The sequence below is a fragment of the Pinisolibacter sp. DMC100 genome, from assembly GCF_056313705.1.
This window is the reverse complement of record NZ_JBQUZT010000001.1, coordinates 1,100,988-1,125,856: the sequence shown is the minus strand read 5'-3', so window position 1 is coordinate 1,125,856 and position 24,869 is coordinate 1,100,988. Positions and strand designations below refer to the sequence as shown.

Annotated in this window: 25 protein-coding genes; 5 read left to right on the top strand and 20 right to left on the bottom strand. The window is 69.2% G+C overall.

The features are described 5' to 3' along the window. Positions 1-103: 103 nt before the first annotated feature. From phoB to ACT541_RS05140, 4 genes are all read right to left on the bottom strand, one after another. Entirely contained in the window at positions 104-802 is a 699-nt protein-coding gene (phoB, locus tag ACT541_RS05155) for a phosphate regulon transcriptional regulator PhoB (protein WP_476134803.1), read from the bottom strand. A gap of 25 nt (positions 803-827) precedes the next feature. Then, on the bottom strand, positions 828-1,541 hold the full coding sequence (gene phoU / locus ACT541_RS05150) for a phosphate signaling complex protein PhoU (protein ID WP_476134802.1): 714 nt from the start codon (positions 1,539-1,541) through the stop codon (positions 828-830). Between the two features lie 118 nt (positions 1,542-1,659). Continuing rightward, positions 1,660-2,745 carry an ATP-binding protein gene (locus tag ACT541_RS05145; protein WP_476134801.1) on the bottom strand — a complete coding sequence of 362 codons (1,086 nt, stop codon included), beginning with the start codon at positions 2,743-2,745 and terminating at the stop codon, positions 1,660-1,662. A gap of 168 nt (positions 2,746-2,913) precedes the next feature. Next, the gene (locus ACT541_RS05140) at positions 2,914-3,279 is read right to left on the bottom strand and encodes a hypothetical protein (RefSeq protein WP_476134800.1); all 366 of its coding nucleotides are present in this window, start codon (positions 3,277-3,279) and stop codon (positions 2,914-2,916) included. Between the two features lie 287 nt (positions 3,280-3,566). Here ACT541_RS05140 and ACT541_RS05135 point away from each other — a divergent pair, with 287 nt between their 5' ends. Both ACT541_RS05135 and ACT541_RS05130 read left to right on the top strand, forming a co-directional pair. After that, positions 3,567-4,961, top strand: a complete 1,395-nt coding sequence (locus ACT541_RS05135) for a cation diffusion facilitator family transporter (RefSeq protein ID WP_476134798.1) — start codon at positions 3,567-3,569, stop codon at positions 4,959-4,961. Between the two features lie 292 nt (positions 4,962-5,253). Then, positions 5,254-6,933, top strand: a complete 1,680-nt coding sequence (locus tag ACT541_RS05130; RefSeq protein ID WP_476134796.1) for a methyl-accepting chemotaxis protein — start codon at positions 5,254-5,256, stop codon at positions 6,931-6,933. A 79-nt stretch (positions 6,934-7,012) separates the two neighbouring features. Here ACT541_RS05130 and ACT541_RS05125 read toward each other — a convergent pair whose 3' ends face one another. The 5 genes from ACT541_RS05125 to ACT541_RS05105 form a co-directional block, all read right to left on the bottom strand. Next, positions 7,013-7,918 (bottom strand): SMP-30/gluconolactonase/LRE family protein, encoded by a 906-nt coding sequence (locus tag ACT541_RS05125; protein ID WP_476134795.1) that lies wholly within the window; start codon positions 7,916-7,918, stop codon positions 7,013-7,015. Next, entirely contained in the window at positions 7,915-9,729 is a 1,815-nt protein-coding gene (gene edd, locus ACT541_RS05120; protein ID WP_476134794.1) for a phosphogluconate dehydratase, read from the bottom strand. Before edd ends, ACT541_RS05125 begins: the two co-directional genes overlap by 4 nt. A gap of 93 nt (positions 9,730-9,822) precedes the next feature. Further along, positions 9,823-11,301: a glucose-6-phosphate dehydrogenase gene (zwf, locus tag ACT541_RS05115; protein WP_476134792.1), complete on the bottom strand. Its 1,479-nt coding sequence runs from the start codon at positions 11,299-11,301 to the stop codon at positions 9,823-9,825. A 227-nt stretch (positions 11,302-11,528) separates the two neighbouring features. Then, positions 11,529-11,699, bottom strand: a complete 171-nt coding sequence (locus ACT541_RS05110; RefSeq protein ID WP_476134790.1) for a DUF1127 domain-containing protein — start codon at positions 11,697-11,699, stop codon at positions 11,529-11,531. A gap of 514 nt (positions 11,700-12,213) precedes the next feature. Continuing rightward, on the bottom strand, positions 12,214-12,849 hold the full coding sequence (locus ACT541_RS05105) for a transglutaminase-like cysteine peptidase (protein ID WP_476134788.1): 636 nt from the start codon (positions 12,847-12,849) through the stop codon (positions 12,214-12,216). A gap of 254 nt (positions 12,850-13,103) precedes the next feature. Here ACT541_RS05105 and ACT541_RS05100 point away from each other — a divergent pair, with 254 nt between their 5' ends. Then, positions 13,104-13,985: an undecaprenyl-diphosphate phosphatase gene (locus ACT541_RS05100; RefSeq protein WP_476134786.1), complete on the top strand. Its 882-nt coding sequence runs from the start codon at positions 13,104-13,106 to the stop codon at positions 13,983-13,985. Positions 13,986-14,063: 78 nt separating this feature from the next. On the opposite strand, the gene def is transcribed toward ACT541_RS05100, so the two are convergent. Beyond that, positions 14,064-14,606, bottom strand: coding sequence for a peptide deformylase (gene def / locus ACT541_RS05095; RefSeq protein ID WP_476134784.1), 543 nt, complete (start codon positions 14,604-14,606; stop codon positions 14,064-14,066). Positions 14,607-14,719: 113 nt separating this feature from the next. Next, positions 14,720-15,193, bottom strand: coding sequence for an SRPBCC family protein (locus ACT541_RS05090; protein WP_476134782.1), 474 nt, complete (start codon positions 15,191-15,193; stop codon positions 14,720-14,722). Positions 15,194-15,328: 135 nt separating this feature from the next. On the opposite strand from ACT541_RS05090, the gene ACT541_RS05085 reads away from it, so the two are divergent. After that, positions 15,329-16,483 carry a DNA recombination protein RmuC gene (locus ACT541_RS05085; protein WP_476134780.1) on the top strand — a complete coding sequence of 385 codons (1,155 nt, stop codon included), beginning with the start codon at positions 15,329-15,331 and terminating at the stop codon, positions 16,481-16,483. Positions 16,484-16,499: 16 nt separating this feature from the next. Further along, positions 16,500-17,447 carry a 2-hydroxyacid dehydrogenase gene (locus ACT541_RS05080; RefSeq protein WP_476134778.1) on the top strand — a complete coding sequence of 316 codons (948 nt, stop codon included), beginning with the start codon at positions 16,500-16,502 and terminating at the stop codon, positions 17,445-17,447. On the opposite strand, the gene ACT541_RS05075 is transcribed toward ACT541_RS05080, so the two are convergent. From ACT541_RS05075 to ACT541_RS05035, 9 genes are all read right to left on the bottom strand, one after another. After that, on the bottom strand, positions 17,441-18,316 hold the full coding sequence (locus tag ACT541_RS05075) for a C40 family peptidase (RefSeq protein ID WP_476134777.1): 876 nt from the start codon (positions 18,314-18,316) through the stop codon (positions 17,441-17,443). The genes ACT541_RS05080 and ACT541_RS05075 overlap by 7 nt on opposite strands. 13 nt (positions 18,317-18,329) lie before the next feature. Beyond that, a complete protein-coding gene (locus tag ACT541_RS05070) occupies positions 18,330-18,911 on the bottom strand; it encodes a hypothetical protein (protein ID WP_476134775.1) in 582 nt (193 codons plus the stop codon). Then, positions 18,908-20,083: a succinyl-diaminopimelate desuccinylase gene (gene dapE, locus ACT541_RS05065; protein ID WP_476134773.1), complete on the bottom strand. Its 1,176-nt coding sequence runs from the start codon at positions 20,081-20,083 to the stop codon at positions 18,908-18,910. The genes ACT541_RS05070 and dapE overlap by 4 nt, the downstream gene beginning before the upstream one ends. Positions 20,084-20,147: 64 nt before the next feature. After that, the gene (locus ACT541_RS05060) at positions 20,148-20,480 is read right to left on the bottom strand and encodes a TM2 domain-containing protein (RefSeq protein WP_476134771.1); all 333 of its coding nucleotides are present in this window, start codon (positions 20,478-20,480) and stop codon (positions 20,148-20,150) included. A 236-nt stretch (positions 20,481-20,716) separates the two neighbouring features. Beyond that, the gene (gene dapD, locus ACT541_RS05055) at positions 20,717-21,574 is read right to left on the bottom strand and encodes a 2,3,4,5-tetrahydropyridine-2,6-dicarboxylate N-succinyltransferase (protein ID WP_476134770.1); all 858 of its coding nucleotides are present in this window, start codon (positions 21,572-21,574) and stop codon (positions 20,717-20,719) included. A 134-nt stretch (positions 21,575-21,708) separates the two neighbouring features. After that, a complete protein-coding gene (locus ACT541_RS05050) occupies positions 21,709-22,446 on the bottom strand; it encodes a pyrimidine 5'-nucleotidase (protein ID WP_476136034.1) in 738 nt (245 codons plus the stop codon). Beyond that, positions 22,446-23,348: an acetylglutamate kinase gene (argB, locus tag ACT541_RS05045; protein ID WP_476134768.1), complete on the bottom strand. Its 903-nt coding sequence runs from the start codon at positions 23,346-23,348 to the stop codon at positions 22,446-22,448. Before argB ends, ACT541_RS05050 begins: the two co-directional genes overlap by 1 nt. Before the next feature lie 19 nt (positions 23,349-23,367). Then, positions 23,368-24,105 (bottom strand): GTP-binding protein, encoded by a 738-nt coding sequence (locus tag ACT541_RS05040; protein ID WP_476134766.1) that lies wholly within the window; start codon positions 24,103-24,105, stop codon positions 23,368-23,370. Continuing rightward, positions 24,102-24,767, bottom strand: coding sequence for a CatB-related O-acetyltransferase (locus ACT541_RS05035; protein ID WP_476134765.1), 666 nt, complete (start codon positions 24,765-24,767; stop codon positions 24,102-24,104). The genes ACT541_RS05040 and ACT541_RS05035 overlap by 4 nt, the downstream gene beginning before the upstream one ends. Between the last annotated feature and the right edge of the window lie 102 nt (positions 24,768-24,869).

The following is a 24,869-nucleotide window of genomic DNA, read 5'->3' as shown; positions in this document are numbered from 1 at the left end:
CGAGAGGCCCGAGAAACGCAGAGAGCCCGGCGAGCGATCGTCGGGCTCTCTGCATTTCGGGATGTCGGAACGGCGCGGCGATCGCGCGCCGGTCGCGACGGCCTCAGGCCATCGCGCCGAAGCGTTCGTCGAAGGAATAGCCGGAGCCGCGCACGGTGCGGATCGGGTCGCGTTCGCGCGGGCGGTTGACCGCCTTGCGCAGGCGGCCGACGTGGACGTCGACGGTGCGTTCGTCGACATAGACGTCCATGCCCCAGACGCCGTCGAGCAGCTGCTCGCGGGTGAAGACGCGGCCGGGCGACTGCATCAGGAACTCGAGCAGGCGGAATTCGGTCGGTCCGAGATGGATCTCGCGGCCGGCGCGGCGGCAGCGCTTGGTCTCGCGATCGAGCTCGAGGTCGCCGGAACGCAGCAGGGTGGAGACCAGCTCCGGCCGGGTCCGACGCAGCATGGCGCGGACGCGGGCCATCAGCTCGGCGGTGGAGAAGGGCTTCACCACGTAGTCGTCGGCGCCGGTGGAGAGGCCGCGGATGCGCTCGCTCTCCTCGCCGCGTGCCGTCAACATGATGATCGGCAGGCGTTCGGTCTCGGAGCGGGCGCGCAGGCGGCGGCACAGTTCGATGCCGGAGAGCCCCGGCAACATCCAGTCGAGGATGAGGAGATCGGGAACGCTCTCCCTCAGGCGCGTATCGGCCTCGTCGCCTCGGGCGACGACTTCGACGTCGTATCCCTCGCTCTCGAGATTGTAGCGCAGGAGGAGACCGAGGGCCTCCTCGTCCTCGACGATCAACACGCGGGCCATGTCGTCCCTCGTTCCTCGGGCCGGCTCAGACGCCGGCCTCGAACTTCATCTGCTCGGCGTCGTTGCCCTTCGGACGCTCGCCGATCACCTGCTCGCCGGTCACCAGATAGTGGACCTGTTCGGCGACGTTGGTGGCATGATCGCCGATGCGCTCGATGTTCTTGGCACAGAACAGCAGGTGGGTGCAGAAGGTGATGTTGCGCGGGTCTTCCATCATGTAGGTGAGGAGCTCGCGGAACAGCGACGTATAGAGCGCATCGATCTGCTCGTCGCGATCGCGCACGACGATCGCGGCTTCGGAGTCCTGCGCGGCATAGGCGTCGAGCACGGCCTTGAGCTGCTCGAGCGCGATCTCGGCGAGGTGTTCGACGCCGATCAGCACGCTCTTCAGACGGACACCGCCGTTCATGGCGATGACGCGCTTGGCGATCGACTTGGCGAGGTCGCCGACCCGCTCGAGGTCGCCGGCGAGACGCATGGCGACGAAGATGTGACGCAGATCGAGCGCCATCGGCTGGCGCTTGGCGATGATGACGATCGCCTGCTCCTCGACGATGTGCTGGAGGCGGTCGAGCCGGGCGTCGGTGGCGACCACCTTCTGCGCCAGCGTCGTGTCGCCGCGAACGAGCGCGGTGACGGCGTCGGTCACGAGACCTTCGGCGAGCCCGCCCATCTCCGCGATGCGGCCGGCGAGTTCCTTCAGTTCCTGATCGTAGGCGACGACGGTATGGTTGGTCATCGAGCGAACCTCGTTCCACTGGCGCGAACCGTCCGGCGGAACCGGCCCGGGTCGCCCCGTTTCTATGACGCGGAGACGTCAGTTTGATGACGCTCCAAATTGTTGATTTCTTAGCGCTTCACGACTTCCAGCGGTCGAGCGCGACGGTGAAGGCGGAGCCCTCGCCGCGCCGACTCCAGATGTCGAGCCGCCCGCCGTGGCGGGTGACGATGTGCTTGACGATGGCGAGGCCGAGGCCGGTGCCGCGGCGCGAACCGGCGCCGTCGGAATGGCCGCGGTAGAAGCGCTCGGTCAGGCGCGGCAGGTGGACCGGGTCGATACCGTCGCCGTGGTCGCGCACGGTCGCCAGCACCAGATCGCCCTCGGTCCGCACCGTCACCTCGACCGAGCCGCCGGCGCCGCCGTACTTGACGGCGTTCTCGACCAGATTGGTGAAGACCTGGACCAGTTCCTCGCGATCGCCGCGCACCGCGCGGGCGGTGTCGCAGCCCTCGAGCGCCAGGGTGACGCCCTCGGTGCCGGCGGCCGGGCGGGCGAGGTCGAGGACGCGGGCGAGCACCTCGCAGAGGTCGACCTCGGCCTCGGGGCGCAGATGCGCCTTCATCTCGATGCGCGACAGCGACAGGAGGTCGTCGATCAGCCGCTTCATCCGCCCCGCCTGTTCGGCCATGACGCCGAGGAAGCGCGCGCGGGCGGCGCCGTCCTCGCGCGCCGGACCCTGCAGCGTCTCGATGAAGCCGGAGAGGGCGGCGAGCGGCGTGCGCAGTTCGTGGCTGGCGTTGGCGACGAAGTCGGCGCGCATGCGCTCCATCCGGCGCGTCTCGGTCAGGTCCTCGATGCGGATCATGAGGAAGGGCGCGATGCCGGGCACGATCAGCGGCGCCACGTGGGCGCGCGACCAGCGTTCGGTCGGCACCTTGTCGTGCCATTCGACGATCTCGGCCGCCAGCCGGTCGCGGGCGGTGTCGACGGCGTCGTAGAGCTGGGTGACGCGCACGCCGAAGGACAGCGGGAAGCCCTCCGACAGGGCGGGGAAGCGCAGCGCCGCGTCACGGTTGAACCAGCGCACCTCGTGAGTGCCGTCGACCACGATGCAGGGTTCGTCGACGGCATCGATCACCGCCCGGACCAGTGGTCCGACCGCCGTGTCTCCGGAGAGGAGGATGCCGGACGATGCCGTTTCCCGCCGATCGTCGATGCTCATGGAACCCTCGCCAGCGCGCGCCTCTCGCGCCTGTCCCGATCGGTTGCCACCGTCACGGACGAAACGCAACCGTCGCGTCGCGCGACCGACGGTCGAGCCGCGAGAATGGCGATTCCACACGACGGATTTGCGAAGGTCGACGAGGATACGCGCGAAAGGCGCGATCGATCAACGGATGTTGGCGGCGAGAAGGGCGCGGTAGTTGCGCGCACCGTCGCCGGCGCAGATCTTCTCGAAGCCTTCGGCCTCGAGCGCGGCGTCGACGTCGCGGTAGAGCGCGTCGGCGGCGTCGGGCGAGAGGTTGGTCTCGGCCAGCGCCCGGTTCATCGCCTTGCCGAGGTTGGTCGCCTCGCGCTGGCCCATCGGGAAGCCGCACATCTCGGCCGAGATGGCGATGCGATAGAGCGTCTTCAGCGTCTCCTCGCCCCCTTCCTCGGCGCCGGCCCGACCCACGGTGCCGCCGACGAACGCCGCCACGAGGGCGCCGACGAGGGTGGTGCGGGAGAAGACGCGCAGGAAACGATCGGCGCCCATGGGCCGTCCTTTCGGGGTCGGAGTGTCGTCGAGACGGGCCGGGTCCAGCGACGCGGACGAACGGCGGATCACCATGATGCCGCGATGCGGCGGAACCACGTCCAGCGGATAGACCGCGTCCGGAGCCACGTCCACCCGAAATCGCGCCGGCCGTGCGCTCGCCGACCGGGGTGTGGCCTCAGGCCCACACCGACGAAGGTCGTCACCGCCGGTGTCGGCAAGGCGCTTGCCCCTCCGGACCGCACGACCTAGGGATGCCGCACGTCCCGGCGATCGGAGCCAAGTCCATGACTGCAAATGAGAATGTCTCGCACGGCGAGCAGAAGGAAGCCGCCGCGCTCGGCTCCATCGTCGCTTCGACGGGCCTGACGATCGCCAAGGCGATCGTGGCGGTCATGACCGGCTCGCTCGGTCTCCTGTCGGAGGCGATCCACGGCCTGCTCGACGTCGGGGCCACGGTGATGACCTGGTTCGCGGTGCGCATCGCCGACGAGCCCGCCGACGAGATGCACCACTACGGCCACGCCAAGATCGAGAGCGTCGCGGCGCTGGCCGAGACCGGGCTCCTCTTCGTCGCCTCCGGCTGGATCGCCTGGGAGGCGGTGCAGCGCATCCTCGGCCACGGCGGCGAGCCGGAGGCGAGCCTCGTCGCGGTCGGCGTCGTGGTGGTGTCGATCGTCGTCGACTTCTTCCGCGCCCGTCACCTGCTGAAGGTGGCGCGCGAGACGGGCAGCCCGGCGCTCGAGGCCGATGCGCTGCACTTCTCCTCCGACATGTGGAGCTCGGCGGTCGTGCTCGTCGGCCTCGGCTTCGTCTGGGCGGGCTGGCCGCTCGGCGACGCGCTGGCGGCGATCGGCGTCTCCGCCTTCGTCTGCCTCGCCGGCTGGCGGCTCGGCCGGCGCACCATCGACTCGCTGATGGACGCCGCCCCCCACGGCGTCGCCGAAGGCATCCGCACGATCGCCGAAGGGGTCGCCGGCGTCGTGGCGATCGAGCGGATCCGGGCGCGGCCGTCGGGCGCCACGATCTTCGTCGATCTCGACGTCGCGGTCGCCCGCATCCGCTCGCTCGACGAGACGGCGGCGATCAAGGCCGAGGTCAAGGCGGCGGTCGCCCGTGCCATGCCGGAGGTCGACATCGCCATCGCCGTCCATCCGATCGCCCTCGACGACGAGACGATCCACGAGCGCATCATGGTGATCGCCCGCAACCGCGGCGTCGCCGTCCATCACCTCTTCGTCCAGACGCTCGCCGACGAACGCATCTCGGTTTCGCTCGACCTCGAGGTCGACGGCCGCATGCCGCTCGCCGAGGCCCATGCGGTGGCGAGCGGGCTCGAGACGGCGATCGAGGCGGAACTCGGCCCCGGCTCGGAGGTCGAGACCCACATCGAACCGATCACCGTCGATCGTCTGACCGGCCTCGATCTCGACGAGCCGTCGCTCGCCGAGATCCGCGGCGACCTCCAGGCGGCGGCGGAGCGCGGCGGCATCGTCGGCGAGGTCCACCACGTGCGGGCCCGCGCCACCGCCGAGGGCGTGGTGGTCAACTTCCACTGCCTGGCCGAGCCGTCGATCGGCGTCGCCGAACTGCACGCGGCGATCGACGACGTCGAACGCGCCGTCCGCGCCCGTCATCTCGGCGTCCGCCGGGTGATCGGTCACGGAGAACCGAAAGCCTGACGTTAGGTAATTCGACTGTAGTCGGAGGCGCGAAATCTGGACTCCGTCCAAACCCAGACCGGTCGAAAACCATTCGATTTCGTATACGATTTCAATCGTTTCCGAAATCATCGGTATACCGACTTTCTTCCGGTGAAATTTCGCAGTCCGAATTGCTTTCCGTTTCCCTTTTCTTAAGGCGGACGCAACGACACTCGCCGAAGTGAAAAGTCGGCTTCCACCCCCGCATGCCCGCTCGGGCAACCGCACGACCCACGTGCGGAACGGTAGGCGAGCCGTCGGAGAGCGGACCATGGCGATCTTCAATCGAGGTATTTCTTCGCGGCTGTTTCTCGTCGCCGGCCTGGCCGTCGTCGGTCTGGTCGCGGTGACGGTGCTCGGCCTCGTGACGCTGCATTCGAACCTCTACCAGAGCCGGCTCGACGAGCTGCGCCGCATCGAGGAGACCGCGGCGAGCCTGGCGCAGTCGTCCTTCGACAAGGCGAAGCGCGGCGAGATCACGATGGAGGAGGCGAAGGCGCGCGCCGCCGACGAGATCGGCCGGCTGCGCTTCGACGACAACAACTACATCTTCGTGATGACGGCCGACGGTCTGATGGTCGTCCACCCTTCCGAGAAGATGCGCGGCGTCTCCGGGCTCGACATGAAGGACGCCGACGGCGTGCTCCTGTTCCGCGAGATGCTCGCCGTCTCCGCCGCCAAGGGTTCCGGCACGGTGGCCTATCGCTGGCCGAAGCCCGGTGCCTCCGAAGCGCTGCCGAAGGTCTCGCATGTCGGCGCCTTCAAGGCTTGGGGCTGGGTCATCGGTACCGGCATGTGGATCGACGACGTCGAGGCGCAGTTCCGCGCCGTGGCGTTGCGTTCGGGCCTGCTGTCGCTGGTCTTCGGCGGCGCGATCGGCCTCATCGCCTTCCTGGTGGTGCGCTCGGTGACGCGACCGCTCGCCGCCATCCGGCAGGCGATGGTCGACCTCGGCCACGGCAATCTCGACGTCTCGGTCGACACGAACCGCAAGGACGAGCTCGGCGACATGGCCGAGGCCGTCATGGTCTTCCGCCGCCAGGAGGTCGAGCGCCGCGAACTGACGGCGGCGACCTCGTCGGCCGCCGAGGCCAAGCGGGTGCGCGAACAGGCGATCGATCGCCTCGTCGGCGAGTTCCGTCGCCGCGCCACCGCCATGCTCGGCGCCGTCGACGCCGAGATGCGGTCGATGACCGCCACCGCGACCGACCTCGGCCGCAACGCCGCCACGACGTCGCAACGCTCCGACGATGCCGCCGACGCCTCGCGCGAGGCGTCGGAGAACGTCGTCACCGTGTCGGCCGCCGGCGAGGAGCTCATGCATTCGATCGACGAGATCGCCCGCCAGGTCTCCCGCACCACCGACGTGGTGGCCGAAGCGGCCAAGGTCTCGCGCGACACCAACGTCACCGTCGGCGACCTCGCCCAGGCGGCCGGGCGCATCGGCGCCGTGGTCGGGCTGATCCGCGACATCGCCGAACAGACCAACCTGCTCGCCCTCAACGCGACGATCGAGGCGGCGCGTGCCGGCGAGAGCGGCCGCGGCTTCGCCGTCGTCGCCGCCGAGGTCAAGACGCTCGCCGGTCAGACCGCCAAGGCGACCGAGGAGATCTCCGCCCAGATCGGCGCGATCCAGAGCACCACCGGCGCCGCCGTCGAGGCGATCGGCCGGATCGTCGACACGATGGGCGAGGTCGACACCTTCACCTCGGCGATCGCCGCCGCGGTCGAGGAACAGGGCGCCTCCACCGCCGAGATCGCCCGCAACGTGTCGCTCGCCGCCGAGCGTACCCGCCACGTCGCCGAGAACATCGGCGGTGTCAGCGCCGCCGCCGGCGAGACGACCCGCGCGGCCGGCGAGATGACGGATGCCGCGGGCCGCGTCGCCACGACGGCGGAAGATCTGCGCGCCGTGGTCGACCGCTTCCTCGCCGACGTCGCCGCCGCCTGAGCGGTACGCGCATCGAACGAAAAGAAGGCCCGGACGGATGTCCGGGCCTTCTTCGTTTCGGCAATGCCCCGCGGACCACTCAGCCCTTGGGATCGGGCATACGGAAGGGCGGGAAGCCGGCGATCTGGGCATCGAGGGCGATCACCGAGCCGGCCGGCGCCAGCGACGGACGGCCTTCCTCGCCGGGCCGGAGCAGCGACGTCACGAAGAGCGTGCGCAGGCCCTCGCCGCCGAAGCACGGCATCGTCGGATGGTCGACCGGCAGGTTCCAGTGCTCGAGCAGGCGGCCGTCGGGGGCGAAGCGGTTGATCTGCCCCGAGGTGATGCCGGCGCTCCAGTAGTGGCCGATGGCGTCGCAGCAGCCGCCGTCCGGGCGGCCGAGGCCGTCGTCGAGGGTGGCGAAGCGCGAGCGGTTGGAGATCTCGCCGGTCGCCGCGTCGAAGTCGAAGCGATCGATCCACGGGCCGCGGCTGTCGGAGAGATACATGGTGCGACCCGAGGGATCCCAGGCGAGGCCGTTGGAGGCGCGCAGGCCGTCGATCTTCTTCTCGACGGCGCCGTCGGCGGTGACGCGCCACAGGCAGCACACCGGCGGCCGCTCGGGCGTCTCGTCGATCGAGCCGACCCAGAAGGCACCGTCGGGACCGACCTTGCCGTCGTTGAGGCGGGTGGTGGAGCGGCCGACGTCGATCTCGGCGAGCGTGTCCCAGGTGCCGGCGTCGGGGTCGAAGAGCACGACCGAGCGGGTCAGCGAGACGACGAGGCGGCCGGTGGTGGTCAGACCCAGCGCGGTCGGACGCTCCGGCGGCGGCGCCGGCCAGACGCGATGGGACGAGCCCTCGGCGGTGACGTGATGGATCTCACCGGAATCGATGTCGACGAAGAAGAGCCGATCGCGGCGGTCGTCCCACAGCGGACTCTCACCGGTGCGGCATTCGTGATCGAGGAGACGACGGGGATCGGGGACGATGCGGATGACGTTCATAGCGAGGAGGCCCCCTCTTCGGCCGAGCCGACGGTGTTGCGGAAAGTTGCGAAGAGCTCCCGTCCGGCGCCCCAACCGGATGCGGAGAGATCGGCCGTCGCGGCCGGCCGCGACGACCATTCCGCCGGATCGACCAGGACGTCGAGGCGTCCCGTCGTCGCGTCGAGGCGGACCACGTCGCCGTCGCGGATGCGGGCGATCGGTCCGCCGTCGGCGGCTTCCGGCGAAAGGTGAATGGCCGCCGGCACCTTGCCGGAGGCTCCCGACATGCGGCCGTCGGTCACCAGCGCGACCTTCTGGCCGCGATCCTGCAGAACGCCGAGCGGCGGCGTCAACTTGTGGAGTTCCGGCATGCCGTTGGCGCGCGGCCCCTGGAAGCGGACGACGGCGACGAAATCGCCGGTGAGTTCGCCCGCCCGGAAGGCGCGCTGGACGGCCTCCTGATCGTCGAAGACGCGGGCCGGCGCCTCGACGATCCGGTGTTCGGGGGCGACCGCCGAGATCTTGATCACCGCGCGGCCGAGGTTGCCGGTGAGCAGCTCGAGCCCGCCGACCGCCTCGAAGGGGCGGACGATCGGTCGCACCACGCTCTCGTCGCCGCTCGCCGCCCGCGCAGGCGCAAAGACGAGGGCGCCGGACGCGTCGAGGCTCGGCGTCTGCGTCTGCTCGGCGAGGCTCGCGCCACCGACGGTGCGGGCGTCGGCATGGAGCAGCCCCTCGCCGAGGAGTTCGCGGATGACGAAGGGCACGCCGCCGGCCTCGTGCAGCGCGTTGACGTCGGCGGCGCCGTTGGGATAGGCGCGCACCAGCAGCGGCGTCACGGCGGAGAGGTCGGCGAAGTCGTCCCAGTTCAACGCGATGCCGGCGGCGCGCGCCATGGCGACGAGATGGAGCGTGTGGTTGGTCGACCCACCCGTCGCCATCAGGCCGACGATGCCGTCGACGAAGGCGCGTTCGTCGAGCACCTCGCCGATCGGCGTGAAGCTGCTCCCGCGCGATCCGATCTCCAGCACCCGGGCGACGGCGGCGCGGGTCAGCGCGTCGCGGAGCTCGGTGTCAGGCGGCACGAAGCTCGCGCCCGGCAGATGCAGACCCATGAACTCCATCAGCATCTGGTTGGAGTTGGCGGTGCCGTAGAAGGTGCAGGTGCCGATGCCGTGGTAGGACTTGGATTCGCTCTCCAGCAGATCGGCCTTCGTCGCCTTGCCCTCGGCATGGAGCTGGCGGACGCGGTTCTTCTCGCCGTTGGAGATGCCGGTCGTCATCGGGCCGGACGGCACGAAGATCACCGGCAGATGGCCGAAGGCGAGCCCGCCGATGACGAGGCCGGGCACGATCTTGTCGCAGATGCCGAGCATCAGCGCGCCGTCGAACATCTGGTGGGAGAGCGCCACGCCGGTCGCCATGGCGATGACGTCGCGGGAAAAGAGCGACAGCTCCATTCCGGCCTCGCCCTGCGTGACGCCGTCGCACATGGCGGGCACCCCGCCGGCGACCTGCGCCGTGGCGCCGAGTCGCTCGGCCTCGGCCCGGATCAGCGCCGGATAGCGCTCGTAGGGCCGATGGGCGGAGAGCATGTCGTTGTAGGCGGTGACGATGCCGATGTTCGGCGTCTCGCCCGCCGCCAGCCGCGCCTTGGCCTCGGGGCCGCAGGCGGCGAAGCCGTGGGCGAGGTTGGCGCAGCCGAGCTTGGAGCGGGTCGGGCGTTTCTCCACCTGGGCGGCGACGTGTTCGAGATAACGGGCACGAGTGTCGCGGGAGCGGGCGCGGATGCGCTCGGTGATCTCGCCGACGCGGGCGTCGAGGGCCATGTCTTCCTGCCTTTCCCGGCGCGGCCGCGGCCTCGCCGAAGTCTTCCCTGCCCGATGGGCCTCCTTCTCCCGCCAGGGAGAAGGGACGTGCCGTCAGGCGCCGTCCTCGTGCCACGCGCGGCCGTCGCGCTCGATCAGGGCGACGGCGGCGGACGGACCCCATGTGCCGGAGCGATAGGGCTTCGGCGCGTCACCGGAGGCCGCCCAGGCCTCGAGGATCGGGTCGATCCAGGTCCAGGCCGCCTCGACCTCGTCGCGGCGCATGAAGAGCGTCTGGTTGCCACGCACCACGTCCATGATCAGCCGCTCGTAGGCGTCGGCATGGCGCTCGGCGAAGGCCTCGGCGAAGCTCATGTCGAGCGGCACCGACTTCAGCCGCATGCCGCCGGGACCAGGGTCCTTGATCATCAGCGAGAGCTTGACGCCCTCGTCGGGCTGCAGGCGGATCACCAACTCGTTGCGGCGGATCGGGCCGGCGGCGGCGTCGAAGACCGAATGGGGGATCGGGCGGAAGCTCACCACGATCTCGGAGACCCGGTCGGCGAGGCGCTTGCCCGAGCGCAGATAGAAGGGCGTACCGGCCCAGCGCCAGTTCTCGACCTCGGCCTTGAGGGCGACGAAGGTCTCGGTGTTGGAGGTCGGCTTGCCCAGTTCCTCGAGATAGCCGGCCACGGCGCCCTCGGCGCTCGCGCCCTTCTCGTACTGGCCGCGCACGGTGACGCGGTCGACGTCGGCGGGGCCGATCGGCTTCAGCGACTTCAGCACCTTGAGCTTCTCGTCGCGCACCGCGTCGGCGTCGAGCGTCGCCGGCGGCTCCATGGCGACGAGGCAGAGGAGCTGGAGGAGATGGTTCTGCACCATGTCGCGCAACGCGCCGGCGCCGTCGTAGTAGCCGGCGCGGCCCTCGACGCCGAGGCTCTCGGCGGCGGTGATCTGGACGTAGTCGATGTGCGCGGCGTTCCACAGCGGCTCGAACAGCGAGTTGGCGAAGCGCAGCGCCATCAGGTTCTGCACCGTCTCCTTGCCGAGATAGTGGTCGATGCGGAAGATCTGCGCCTCGTCGAAGGCGGCGCCGACGGCGGCGTTGACCGCGCGGGCCGAGGCGAGCGACTTGCCGATCGGCTTCTCGACCACGACGCGCGAGCAGGGCGTCACCACGCCGGACGCCTTCAGCCGGTCGCAGATGCCGCCGAAGAGATCGGGGCTGGTCGCCAGATAGAAGACGCGGATGCATTCGGGGCGGGTGGCGAGGAAGGCGGCGAGATCGGCCCAGCCGCGCTCGCCGGTGGCGTCGACGGCGACATAGGACAGGCGGGCGACGAAACGTTCGATCACCGCCTCGTCGCGCTCGTGCTCGGGCACGTGGGCGTCGAGCGCCTCGCGGGCGAAGGCGCGGAAGGCCTCCACCGTCATCTCGGCGCGGGCGACGCCGAGAATGCGGGTCTCGTCCGGGATCTGGCCGACCCGGTCGCGATGGTAGAGGCCCGGCAGGAGCTTGCGACGCGCAAGGTCGCCGGTGCCGCCGAAGGCGACGAAGTCGAAGGGATCCACCGTGATGACGCGGCTGACCATGCACACCCCCGAACGGGACGGCGCCGCGCGACGCTCCTCGCGAGCGCGCATCGTCGTCGTCCTCAGAATCTAGGGCGGATCATAGTCACAGCAAACGGCAATTCAATGTCGTTTCTGCAAAATATTTCATTGCAACGCAGCGAAGGACGGCAACGACGAAAGGGGCGGCCAACGGGCCGCCCCTTTCGAGAAGAGCGTCGGATCGGCGCGGGGCCGATCGTCCCCGATCAGTGGAGCGCGCCGCGCGCCACTTCCTCGATGCGGCTGCGCACGAGGCCGATGTCGCAGAGCTGACGGTCGTCGAGAGCGGAGAGCTCGCGGACGGCGCGGCGATAGTTGCGATAGCGCTCGACGGAGGAACGGAGCTGGTTGGCGATGGTGTAGAACGACATGATCATATGAGGACCTTGTCGGTCCCCTCCCTTCGATGCCCCGTCGTCGTCTTCGGTCTCTCTCCCGGCGACGATGGAGCGTTCATCCATGAACGATGAAATAATCGGCGGATTGCCTATTTTGAAGGCGGCCGCCCCACCCTCTGACCTGCGATTTCCGCATGGCTCGCCGGGTTGCAATTCATCATTCGTCAACAAAGCGGAGTCCGCGTCGCCACCGATTCAGCCGCACTACGGTTCGATTGTGGAAAGGGTACGGGTTCCCCCGTGGAACGTGGCCGAAAGGGGGCGAAGTCTCGTCAGGCATGCGGCGAGCGCGGATCTTACGCCGGCTTCGACCATGCGCCCGGACCAATGCAGCTCTGCACTCCACGCGGGCATGGAGGCCTCCGTCGCCTTTTCCGCGGGTTTTCACCCTGCGACCGAGCGGCGCAGGGCGCGGGGCAGCCCTGAAACGTACGGATGCCGCCCCTCGCGCGCGGCGAGGAGCGGCCCCTGACGAAGGAGAGATCGGTTCGGCTCAGCGCGCCGAAGCGGTGGCCGGGATCTGGACGCCGTCGTCCAGCGCGACCCAGCGGTTCTGTTCTTCCTGCGACTGGCGCTTGACGAAGCGATAGCCGGTCTTCACCCAGGCCAGGATGTCGTCGCGCATGTTGTCGAGGACGAAGTCGCCGTGATCGGTCTTGACGGTCAGCACGGCATGGCCGGCGCCCTTGGTGTCGATGACGACGGTGACGAGCAGCGACGACCGCGGGAAGCCGCGCTCGGTCAGGACCTTGCGCTTCAACAGCACGTAGTCCTCGCAGTCGCCCTTGCCGTCGGTCGGGATGTCCCACCGATCGGCGACGCCCCAGTGCTCCTCGTCGGTGATCGGCTCGATCGCCGTATTCACCGAGCGGTTGACCTCGACCAGCGTCTGCCATGTGCGGGCATCGAGGCGGATTTCGCGCGCCTGGGTGCGGGCGCCGTCGCATTCGGTCGGGTTGCGGCGGCAATAGTCCACCCAACCCCAGACCGGACGCGCCTCGCCCACCGGCAGCGCGCTGGTGGTCTCCGGCAGGCGCGCCAGAGTGATCGCTTCACGCGCACCGGCCTGGCCGGCGATCAGCGAGACAGCAAAGAAAGCAGCAAATCCCCAGATCTTCGACTTGGTCATGACGAAAGTAACTCCCCTTCCCAGTGAAGCCACCTTCGCACATGCGGATTTCAGCCAAGTCAAACTTTGAATGTGTTTTTACGAGATCGAATTTACTCTTGGTTTATCTACATGATTACTTTGTTGAGAAAATCGCTCGAATTTGCTGGTGGGTGGGTAAGGCTTCGGTAACCGTCCCGGAGGCAGTCTCGACGGCAGATCCACCCTCGCCGGCGTCTCCGCCTCGCGCCCCGCATTTCCGGGAGTTTTCCGCCATGGCCAGCGTCTGCACCAACGGCATCGACACGGGCTTCGTCGCCCTCGGCGCCACCAAGGTGGCGATCCTCGGCGTCGTCCAGGGCATCACCGAGCTGCTGCCGATCTCCTCGACCGCCCACATGCGGGTGGTGCCGACCTTCCTCGGCTGGCCCGATCCCGGCTCCGCCTTCTCCGCCGCCATGCAGCTCGCCGCGCTCTTCGCGGTCGTCACCTATTTCTGGCGTGACATCTGGCGGGTGGGGGCGGGTTCCTGGAAGGCGGCGCAGGAAGGCGACTACCGCGCCTTCGAGTTCCGCATGGCGGTCGGCATCGTCGTCGCCACGATCCCGATCGTGATCGGCGGCGTGCTCCTGAAGAAGCAGCTCAACGCCTGCGGCTCGCCCTTGCGCGAACTCTGGGTGATCGGCGCCGCCTCGATCGGCATGGCGCTGCTGCTGGCGCTCGCCGAGCTCGTCTGCCGCCACAAGCGCACGTTCGAGGAGATCCGCCTGCGCGATGCGGTCGTCGTCGGCCTCGCCCAGGTCGGCGCGCTGATCCCGGGCGTGTCGCGTTCCGGCTCGACGCTGACGGCGGCGCTGTTCATGAACCTGAAGCGCGAGGACGCCGCCCGCTTCTCCTTCCTGCTCGGCCTGCCGGCGATCACCGGCGCCGGCGTCAAGGAACTCTTCGAGCTGAAGAAGGCGGGGCTCGACGCCGCCGGCTGGGAAGTGCTCGGCATAGGCCTCGCCTCCGCATCGCTCTCCGCCTTCGTGGCGATCTGGACCTTGATGAAGGTGATGGAGCGCTTCTCCTCCTGGCCCTTCGTGATCTACCGGTTCCTGATGGGCGCCTTCCTGCTGCTCGTCGTCTATCTCGGCGTGCTCGACCCGTCGGTGTGATACGCCCACCCCCGAAACGCGGAAGAGCCGGCGGGTCGCCCCGCCGGCTCTTCGTGCATCTTCCATCGGCGATCGGCCTCAGCCCATCGACGGGCGCCAGCCGGTCAGGCGGGAGCGGACCTTCGCCACCTTGGAGAACTTCTTGGTCACCCGTTCGCGCTTCAGCCGCGACAGGTGGTCGATGAAGACGACGCCGTTCAGGTGGTCGATCTCGTGCTGCAGGCAGGTGGAGAGCAGGCCTTCGGCCTCGATCTCCCGCGGCTTGCCGTCGCGATCGAGGAACTTCACCTTCACACGGGCCGGGCGCTCGACGTCGTCGTAGTGCTCGGGCACCGAGAGGCAACCCTCCTGATAGGTGTTGGTCTCTTCCGAGGTCCAGACGATCTCCGGATTGATGACGAAGAGCGGTGCCCGTTCCTCGCCCTCGCGCGAGAGGTCGATGGTGAGCATGCGCTTCGCCACGCCGACCTGGATCGCCGCCAACCCGATGCCGGGGGCGTCGTACATGGTCTCCAGCATGTCGTCGAGGATCCGGCGGATCTCGTCGTCGACGACCGCCACCGGCTCGGAAACGAGCTTCAGGCGGGGGTCGGGCAGGGTGATGATGTCGAGTATGGCCATGAGCCGTCAGATAGGCGAGGGCCGCCCGCCGGTCAATCGAAACGACGTCGAAATTTCGCTCGTTCACGGCGGAATCTGCGCCGCGGCGGTCGATTTCGATCGAGAGAACGGCCTCAGAGCCCGGCGGCGAGGGCATCGAGCTGGGCGAGGCAGATGCCCCACCCTTCGGCGAAGCCCATCGCGGCGTGGCGCTCGGTATCCTCGATGCTCTCGTGCAGGCAGCGGGCGCGATAGAGCGTGCCGCCGTCGGCCGCGTCCGCCATCGTGATCACCGCTGTCATGGCGAGCCACGGACGCTGCGGCGCCCAGCCCGGCCCGAGCGCCGTGGTGAAGACCACCCGCTCGGCCGGGACGATGTCGAGGAAACAACCCGGCATGTCGCTTTCGCCCGTTTCACCCTCCGGCGCGCGCATGCGGGCATGGAAGGCGCCGCCGGGGCGCATGTCGAAGGCGATGACCTCCGTCGTCCACGGCTTCGGACACCACCAGAGTGCGAGCAGCTTCGGATCGGTCCAGGCCCGCCAGATCGCGGCGCGCGGCGCCGTCATGTGGCGCTCGATCTCGAGAGTGCGGGCGTCGTCGGTCATGATCGTTCCTCCGCACGGCCCTTGTCGCCGGCCGTTCGGACGATCTGGGGCCGAAGGACGACCCGGCAAGGTCCGCGCGCCTCGCTCGTGAGAACAAAACATGATCTCTTAAGAGAATCGTGCGAAGGTTCGCCCATGCAGGACACGGCCCTCACCATCGCCGGCTTCGCCGTCGGCCTCCCCCACCTCCTCTTCGCCGCCGGTGGCTTCGGCCTCGGCCTCCTCGTCGCGGGGGTCTCCCGCAGACGGGGACAGGCGGAGCGGATCGCGGCCGAGACCTTCGCCGCCGATCAGGCGATGGAGGTCGAACGCCGCCTCGTCGAGATCGGCCGGCTGCAGGCCGAGATGACCGGGCGGATGAAGGCGATGGCGGAGGTCTTCGGCTCGCGTCAGGCCGATCTCGCGCGCGGCCTCTCCGAACGGCTCGACGGGCTCGGCGCCCGGCTCGGTACGACGCTCGGCGACACGACGCGGGCGACCGCCGAGAGCCTGTCGGCGCTGGCCGAACGGCTCGCGGTGATCGACCGGGCGCAGCAGGGGATCACGGCGCTGTCGAGCGGCGTCGGCCGGCTCGAGGCGATCCTCTCCAACAAACAGGCGCGGGGCGCCTTCGGCCAGGGGCGGATGGAGGCGATCGTCGCCGACGCGCTGCCGATCGGCGCCTACGAGTTCCAGGCGACGCTCTCGACCGGCGTGCGGCCCGACTGCCTGATCCGCCTCGGCGGCGAGGCGCCGCCGCTGGCGGTCGACGCCAAGTTCCCGCTCGAGGGCTGGAGCGCGATGCGCGAGGCGGGGAGCGCCGAGGCGCGCGATCGGGCGATGCAGCTCTTCCGCCGCGACGTCATCCGCCATGTCGCCGACATCCGCGAGAAGTACCTCCTGCCGGGCGAGACCCACGACGTCGCCTTCCTCTTCGTGCCGTCGGAGGCGATCTTCGCCGATCTGCACGAGCACTTCTCCGAAGTGGTGCAGCGGGCGCATCGGGCGCGCGTCGTCATCGTCTCGCCGTCGCTGCTGCTGCTCGCCATCCAGGTGGTGCAGTCGATCGGCCGCGACGAGGCGATCCGCTCGCAGGCCCATGCGATCCAGCGCGAGGTGGGGGCGCTCGGCGACGACGTCGCCCGCCTCGTCGAGCGGGTGGCCAAGCTCCAGGCGCATTTCGCCCAGACCACGCGGGATCTGGACCAGATCGCGATTTCGGCCGACAAGGTGGTGCGTCGCGCCGGACGGATCGAAGCGCTCGATCTCGAGGCCGACGCCCCTGCCCTGCCCCGCCTCGTCGGCGAATGACCCTGCCGGAGTTCCCATGTCGCTTCTCGTCGCCGTCGAGCATTGGACGCCCGATCCGTGGATCGAACGGTTCCGCCGCCTCGCCCCCGATCTGACGGTCGTCGACGCGCGCGCGCCCTACGACCCGGCGTCGATCCGCTTCGTTGCCGCGTGGCGGCCGAAGCAGGGGCTTCTCGCCGCGTTGCCGAATCTCGAGGCGGTGTTCAATCTCGGTGCCGGCGTCGATGCGCTCCTGACCGACCCGACGCTGCCCGACGTGCCGATCGTCCGCATCGTCGATCCCGATCTCACCGCCCGCATGACCGAGTGGGTGGTGATGAACGTGCTGGCGCAGCATCGCCAGATGGACGGCCACCGCGCGGCGCAGGCCGCAACCCGCTGGCGCAGCGTCCATCAGCCGGCGGCGCGCGCCGTGACGGTCGGCATCATGGGGCTCGGCGAACTCGGCCGCGACGCCGCCGAGGTGCTCGGCCGGCTCGGCTTCACGCTCGTCGGCTGGAGCCGGTCGAAGCGCGCGGTCGCCGGCATGGAGACCTTCGCCGGAGAGGCCGGGCTCGACGCCTTCCTGGCCCGCACCGACATTCTCGTCGTGCTGCTGCCGGCGACGCCGGAGACGCGCGGCATCCTGAACCGCTCGCTCTTCGCCAAGCTGCGCGGCGCCGAACACATCGGCGGGCCGGTGCTGATCAACGCCGGGCGCGGATCGCTCCAGGTCGAGGCCGACATTCTCGCCGCGCTCGATGCCGGGGAACTGGCGGCCGCCGTGCTCGACGTCTTCGAGGTCGAACCGCTGCCCAGGACCTCGGCACTGTGGGCGCATCCGCGCGTGACGATCACGCCGCACTGCGCCGCCGATTCCGATGCCGATGCTCTGGGCGAACGCATCCTCGCCGGCATCCGCACGCTGATGGCGGGCGGGCGGATCGATCCCGCCCACGTGGTCGACCGGACGCGGGGTTACTGAGGCAGGCGGACGCGGCGGACGGTGCGCAGCGGCGTCCCCGAGGCTTCGATCCGGGCCAAGCCCTCGGCGAGGCCTTCGATCGTCACCGTCATCGTGTGGGCGGTCGCGTGCACGAAGCTCTCGGTGTCGCGCACCAAGCCGACGTGGCCGGCCCAGAAGAGCAGGTCGCCACGCCGCCAGCCGGCGGGATCGAGGCCGATCGGCTCACCGAGCGACATCTCCTGCAGGTCGGTGTCGCGCGCCGCGGGCACGCCGCAGGCGGCGAAGGCCGTCTGGACGAGGCCGGAGCAGTCGATGCCGAGGCTCGAGCGGCCGCCCCAGAGATAGGGGATGCCGAGGAAACGCTCGGCGACGGCGACGGGGTCGCTCTCGCGCGTGTCGATCGGAACCAGATGGCTCGCGACGATCACCCCGCCCTCGGGGGTGAGGCAGAATCGCCGGCCGTTCGGCGCCTCGCGTTCGCCGATCACCCGGACGGGGGAACCGAAGGAAAGGCGCGCCGAGGGCGGATCCTTGATGCCGATGGCCGGGTAGACGAAGGTCGCCAGCGCCGCGACCCGGTGGGTCGCGGGCGGCGCCTCGCCCTTCAGGATCGCGTGGCTCGGCATCCAGCCGACGTAGCCGTCGCGGTCGAACTGCACCCAGCTCCAGCCCTCGTCGTCTTCGTCGTAGACGCGCAACGTCTCGCCGTGGAGGCCTTCGGTGTCGAGGCCGGCGTCGGGACGCGGCAGGCGACGCAGCGGCGCCACCGCCTCGAGGATGCGGGCGGGCGTGCCCTCGACATAGCGCTCGGCCGGAACGATGCCCTTCAGATGTGCCGCCGCGAGGTCGGGGCGGGCGGGCGTCAGGCGCGGATCGAAGGCATCCATCGGATCGTTTCCCTCAGAGACCGAACAGCCGATCGGCGCCGGCCTCGATCAGCAGGCCGAGCAGGAAGTCGACCAGCGTGAAGGCGACCGCCGCGCCGGCCGGCCGTTCGCCGGCGATGACCGCGACGCGCCAGCCGCAGAAGAGCGAGAAGCCGAGCGCGCCGAGCGTCAGCGGCCCGAGCAGACGCGTCGGCATCAGGCCGACGAGCCACAGCACCACCACGAGGACATAAGGCAGCGATGCCGGAACGCCCGTCCAGTTGCGCGCCACCATCCACGGCACGAAGACCCGGCCGACGCCGAGCATGTTGCCGAAGAGGGCGAGGAAGACCGGGAAGGCGATCCAGCCGAGCACGTAGTTGATCACCCCGGCGACCATCACCGCGGCCGGCGACAGCGAGCGGGCCGAGCCGATCTCGGCGGCGAGCCGCAGATCGGCGAAGATCGCCAGCGCCACCGCCGGGACGAGCCACGCCATCACCCGGAACGAGGCCCAGAAGCCGTCGAGGGTCAGGTCCATACGCTCGAGGCCGCGCCGGTCTCCACCGAGAAGGCGCAGGGCGCCGGCCAGAGATGCGGCGAGCGTTCCGCTCATGGCGCCACCCCGAACCAGCGCTCGAGGAAGGCGACGTAGACCTGCGTCAACACCTCGAGATCGGCGACCGGCACGCGCTCGTCGACCTGATGCATGGTCTGGCCGACGAGGCCGAACTCGACCACCGGGCACCAGTCCTTGATGAAGCGGGCGTCCGACGTTCCGCCGTTGGTGGAGAGGCCCGGGCGGCGGCCGACGACACTCTCGACCGCGTCGGCGAGCTTGCCGATCAGCGCCTCGTCGCGGGTGAGGAAACTGTCCGACGACGGGCTCTCGAGCACCAGCGTCCACTCGACGTCGTTGCCGGCGGCGGCCGCGAGACGGCGGCGCAGCTCCTCGTCGAGCGTCGCGCGCGACCACTGGTCGTTGAAGCGGATGTTGAAGCGGGCACGCGCCTCGCGCGGGATGACGTTCCACGACGGATTGCCGACGTCGAGCGAGACGAGCTCGAGGTTCGACGGCTGGAAGCGGTCGTTGCCGGCGTCGAGCGGGGTGGCGACCAGCGCATTCGCCAGCCGCATCACCTTGGGGATCGGGTTGTCGGCGAGATGCGGATAGGCGACGTGGCCCTGCCGGCCGGTCACCGTCACCGTGCCGGAGAGCGAGCCGCGGCGGCCGACCTTGATGGCGTCGCCGATCGCCTCCGGGTTGGTCGGCTCGCCGACGATCGCCGCATCGAAGCGATGGCCGCGCTCGGCCGCCCAGGCGAGCAGCTTGACCGTGCCATTGATCGAGGGGCCTTCCTCGTCGCCGGTGATCAGCAGCGAGACCGAGCCGGGCAGCGTCACGCCGCGCGCCTTCAGTCGGCCGAGGGCGGCGAGGAAGCTGGCGATGCCGCCCTTCATGTCGACCGCGCCGCGGCCATAGAGCACGCCGTCCTCGATCGTTCCGGCGAAGGGATCGTGGGTCCAGCGGCTCGCATCGCCCGGCGGCACCACGTCGGTGTGGCCGGCGAAGACGAAGTGCGGACCGTCGGTGCCGAGCCGCGCGAAGAGGTTCTCGATGTCGGGCGTGCCGTCCTCGGTGAAGACCGGGCGATCGACGGCGAAGCCGAGTTCGGCGGCGATTCCCGCGACGAGATCGATCGCGCCGCCCTCCGCGGGCGTCACCGAGGGACAAGCGAGCAGGGCGCGGGCGATGGCGACGGGATCGTCGAGGCGGGGAAGCGACATGGTCATGCTTCGCCGATTAGGACGCCCCGCCTCGCCGGTCAATCACCTTCTCCGCGACACGCTCTCATCCGAGGCTGTGCGCAAGGAGCAAGTTGTGATTGCGGATCCAGCCGGGAATGAGGAAGGCATCCACGAACACCCAGATCAGGAGCGGAATGAGCAGGATTGCCCCGAAGCCACCGACGGGAAGGAGCACCATCCCGACAATGAGCATGAGAATTTGGGCGACGCCGCTGCCGGTGCGACCACCGTAGAAGCGATGCGCGCCGAAGCCGCCCAGGAAGAACCATAGAAGATAGGCGACGACATTCGACTTCTTGTTGGCCTCGAACAGCATCATCGCCTTGGCATCGTTCGAGATCCCGGTAGGCCGGGCACCTTCCTGCTGAATCGTCATGAAATCCCCCGACGCAGACATGAAAATGATACTGCAGCCAAAGGCCGAATCCAGGAGCGCCTGCAACTCCTCCGTTCAACCAAATCCGCGACGCCGGAAAATGCAACGAAAATTTGAACACCCGCAGTGGGCCACCAGAAAACGCACCGAGGCCCGACGGCGGGCGTCGGGCCTCGGCAAAGAGCATCGAGACGTGGGCGGCGGACCCGACCGGAGGGCTCGCCTCGTCGTCGCGATCAGTCGCGCAGCAACTCGTTGATGCCGGTCTTGGAGCGCGTCTGCGCGTCGACCGTCTTGACGATGACGGCGCAATAGGTCGACGGGCCCCAGTTCTGGCCGGGCAGCGGCTTGCCGGGAATGCTGCCGGAGACGACCACCGAATAGGGCGGCACGTAGCCGACGTGGATCTCGCCGGTCATCCGGTTGATGACCTTGGTCGAGGCGCCGATGAAGACGCCCATCGAGATCACCGAACCCTGGCCGACGACGACGCCTTCGACCACTTCCGAACGGGCGCCGATGAAGCAGTCGTCCTCGATGATGGTCGGGCCGGCCTGCAGCGGCTCCAGCACGCCGCCGATGCCGACGCCGCCGGAGAGGTGGACGTTCTTGCCGATCTGGGCGCAGGAGCCGACCGTCGCCCAGGTGTCGACCATGGTGCCGGTGTCGACGCGGGCGCCGAGGTTGACGAAGGAGGGCATCAGCACGACGTTCGGCGCGATGAAGGCCGAGCGACGGACGACGCAGCCGGGAACGGCGCGGAAGCCCGCCTTGTCGAACTCGTGGGCGCCCCAGCCGTCGAACTTCGAGGGCACCTTGTCCCACCAGGTGGCGGCGCCGGGGCCGCCCTTGACGATGCTCATCGGGGTGAGGCGGAAGGACAGCAGCACCGCCTTCTTTAGCCACTGATGCACCACCCAGGCGTCGCCGACCTTCTCGGCGACGCGGACCTTGCCCTTGTCGAGCAGGTCGAGCGCGGTCTCCACCGCCTCGCGCACGGCGCCCTTGGTGGAGACGTCGATCTCGGCGCGACGCTCGAAGGCGTCGTCGATGGTCTTTTCGAGGGCGGCGAGGTCGGCGGTCGTGACGGCCATCGGGCGGTTCCCTTCGGTTGGGTTCGAAACTCGGGCCGCGACCATAAAGCGACGAGACGGGGTGTCAATCGCGCGGCTGTCGCGCCAGCCGGCTTTCCGGTCGCAGTCTCGGGCCTTCGTCTTTCGAGGCGGCCTCAGGCCGCCGGGGCGATGCGCTCGAGGAAACGAGCGAGGTCGTCGGTCACCCACTGGACGTGGGGGGCGTCGCGGCCGTCGAATTCCCAGCTCTCGCGCACCACCGTCTCGATGCCCGACGGCACCACCAGGACGGTCGCCATGCCCATGGCGTCCGGCACTTCGAGATTGCGCGACAGATCCTCGAACATCGCCGCCCGCGTCGGATCGATGCGGGCCTCGGCGAAGAACTTCTCGTAGGTGGCACGGTGGGGCTTCGGCAGCAGGTCGGCGGCGACGATGTCGAAGACGTCCTCGAAATGCTCGGTGATGCCGAGCCGATCGGCGACCGCGGCGGCATGACGGCGGGTGCCGTTGGTCATGATGAAGCGCCGGCCGGGCAGCGCCGCGATCGCGGCACCGAGGCGCGGATCGGGCGCGACGACCGAATGGTCGATGTCGTGGACATATTCGAGGAAGCCGTCGGGCGAGATGCCGTGTTCGATCATCAGCCCGCGCAGCGTCGTGCCGTAGCGGCGGTAGTAGTCCTTCTGCAGCCGATGCGCCTCGTCGGGCGTCGCGCCGATCAGCTTGACGACATAGTCGCGGATGCGCACGTCGACCTGGGCGAAGAGGTCGGTGGAGGCCGGATAGAGCGTGTTGTCGAGATCGAAGACCCAGGTCTCGACGTCGGCGAAACGGGCGATCAGGGCGGCCTCGTCCAGGCCGCCGCCACGGGTGCGGTTCGGTCCCGCGATCACGGCGTGATCAGCGTGCCGGCGCCGTGCTCGGTGAAGAGCTCGAGCAGGACGGCGTGGGGCACCTTGCCGTTGAGGATGACCGCCGCCTCGACGCCGCGATCGAGCGCCTCGAAACAGGTCTCGACCTTGGGGATCATGCCGCCGGTGATGACGCCGCGGTCGATCAGACGCTGGGCGTCGGCGCGCGACAGTTCCTTGATCAGCTGCTTGTTCTCGTCGAGGACGCCGGGCACGTCGGTGAGGAAGAGGACGCGGGTCGCCTTCAGCGCGCCGGCGATGGCACCGGCGAAGGTGTCGGCGTTGACGTTGTAGGTCTCCCCGTCCTCGCCCGGGCAGACGGGCGCCAGAACCGGGATGATCTCGGACTTCTTCAGGACCTCGAGCACCTCGGTGCGCACGATCTTCGGTTCGCCGACGAAGCCGAGGTCGACGACCTTCTCGATGTTGGAATCGGGATCGACCACCGTGCGCTTCAGCCGCTCGACGGTGACCATGTTGCCGTCCTTGCCGGTCAGGCCGATGGCGCGACCGCCGGCCTCCTGGATGGTCTGGACGATCTCCTTGTTGATCGATCCGGCCAGAACCATCTCGACGATCTCGACCGTCTTCTTGTCGGTGATGCGCATGCCGGCGGCGAACTCGGACTTGATGTCGAGCTTGGCCAGCATGGCATTGATCTGCGGACCGCCGCCGTGGACCACCACCGGGTTGATGCCGGCGAGCTTCAGCAGCGTGATGTCCTCGGCGAAGGCCTTGCCGAGTGCCGCGTCGCCCATGGCGTGGCCGCCGAACTTCACGACGACGGTCTTGTCGTCGTAGCGCAGCATGTAGGGCAGCGCCTTCGACAGGATCTCGGCCTCGGCGATCATCTCGGCTTCGGGCTTCGGCGTGGTCGGCATGTCGGTCTCCGGGACGCATTCAGACGGCGAAGTAGGCGATTTCCGAGCGGAGCGTGTCGACGCCCCAGCCCTTGTCGGACGAGGTCACCAGGATGACCGGATGCGCGGCGGGGCGCTTTCGGATCGCCTCCGCCGTCGCCGCCACCATCGCCGCGACCGGCTTGCCGGTCTCCTCGCGGGCGATCTTGTCGGCCTTGGTGAGCACGATCTGATAGCTGACCGCGGCCTTGTCGAGAAGATCGAGCACGTCGGTGTCGACCTTCTTCAGCCCGTGGCGGCTGTCGATCAGCAGATAGACGCGGCGCAGGTTGGGCCGGCCGCGCAGGTAGTCGAAGACCAGCCGCGTCCAGTCGTCGACCTGGGACTTCGGCGCCTGGGCGAAGCCGTAGCCGGGCATGTCGACGATCGACAGGCCGACGTCGACGGCCTCGCGCGGCGCGCCGGAGGTCAGCCGCTCGGTCTTCTTCGACCGCTCGTTCAGCACCGCCGGGACGAAATAGTTCAGTTCCTGGGTGCGGCCGGGCGTGTTGGAGGTCCGCGCCAGACCCTGCTGTCCGAGGACGGCATTGATCAGCGACGACTTTCCGACGTTGGAGCGGCCGGCGAAGGCGACCTCGGCGCCGTCGTCGATCGGCGGCAGCCGGTCGAGGGCGACCGCGCCCATGGCGAAGGCCCAGGGACGCGCGAAGAGGAGGCGGGCCTTCTCGGCCGCCGCCTCGGCGCGGGGGTCGACGGCGTCGTCACGGGTCTCGGTCATGCGGCGGATACCTCGGCTGCGGCCCGTTCGAGGGCATCGAGATCGGCGCCACGGATGGCGTCGAGACGGGCGGTGATCGCCTCGACCGGCCAGTCCCACCAGGCGATCGACCGGAGGCGGGCGACCTCTTGCGGCGAGAAGCGCGAGCGGATCACCCGGGCGGGGTTGCCGCCGACGATCGCGTAGGGGGGCACGTCGGAGGCGACGACGGCGCGGGCCGCCACGATGGCTCCGTCTCCGATTGTCACGCCCGGCATGATCATCGCCTCGGTTCCGATCCACACGTCGTTGCCGACGATCGTGTCGCCCCTGAGGCCGGCGCGAATCGTCTCGAAGTCAAAGCCCTTCTCCCAGCCGTGCCCGAAGATCTGGAACGGAAAGGTGGAGAGCCCGGTCATGGCGTGGTTGGCGCCGTTCATCATGAAGCGGACGCCGGACGCGATCGCCGTGAAGCGACCGATCACCAGCCGGTCGCCGAGGAAGTCGTAATGGTGAAGCACGCACTCGTCCAGAAAACGTTCCGGGGCGCGTGGATCGTCGTAGTAGGTGAAGTCGCCGATCTCGACGTTGGGTCGGTCGACCAGCGGCTTCAGGAAGACGACGCGCGAGTGCGCGGGCAGTGGATGGATCACGTTCGGGTCGGGATGGGGAAGCACGGGCATCGTCGGGTCTCGCCGATGAGAGGAGAAGGGCGCGGGAGGCCGCGAGCCCCCGCGAAACGCCGTTCCTTTCGTTCCGGCCGGAACGGCGGCGTCACGCCGCCG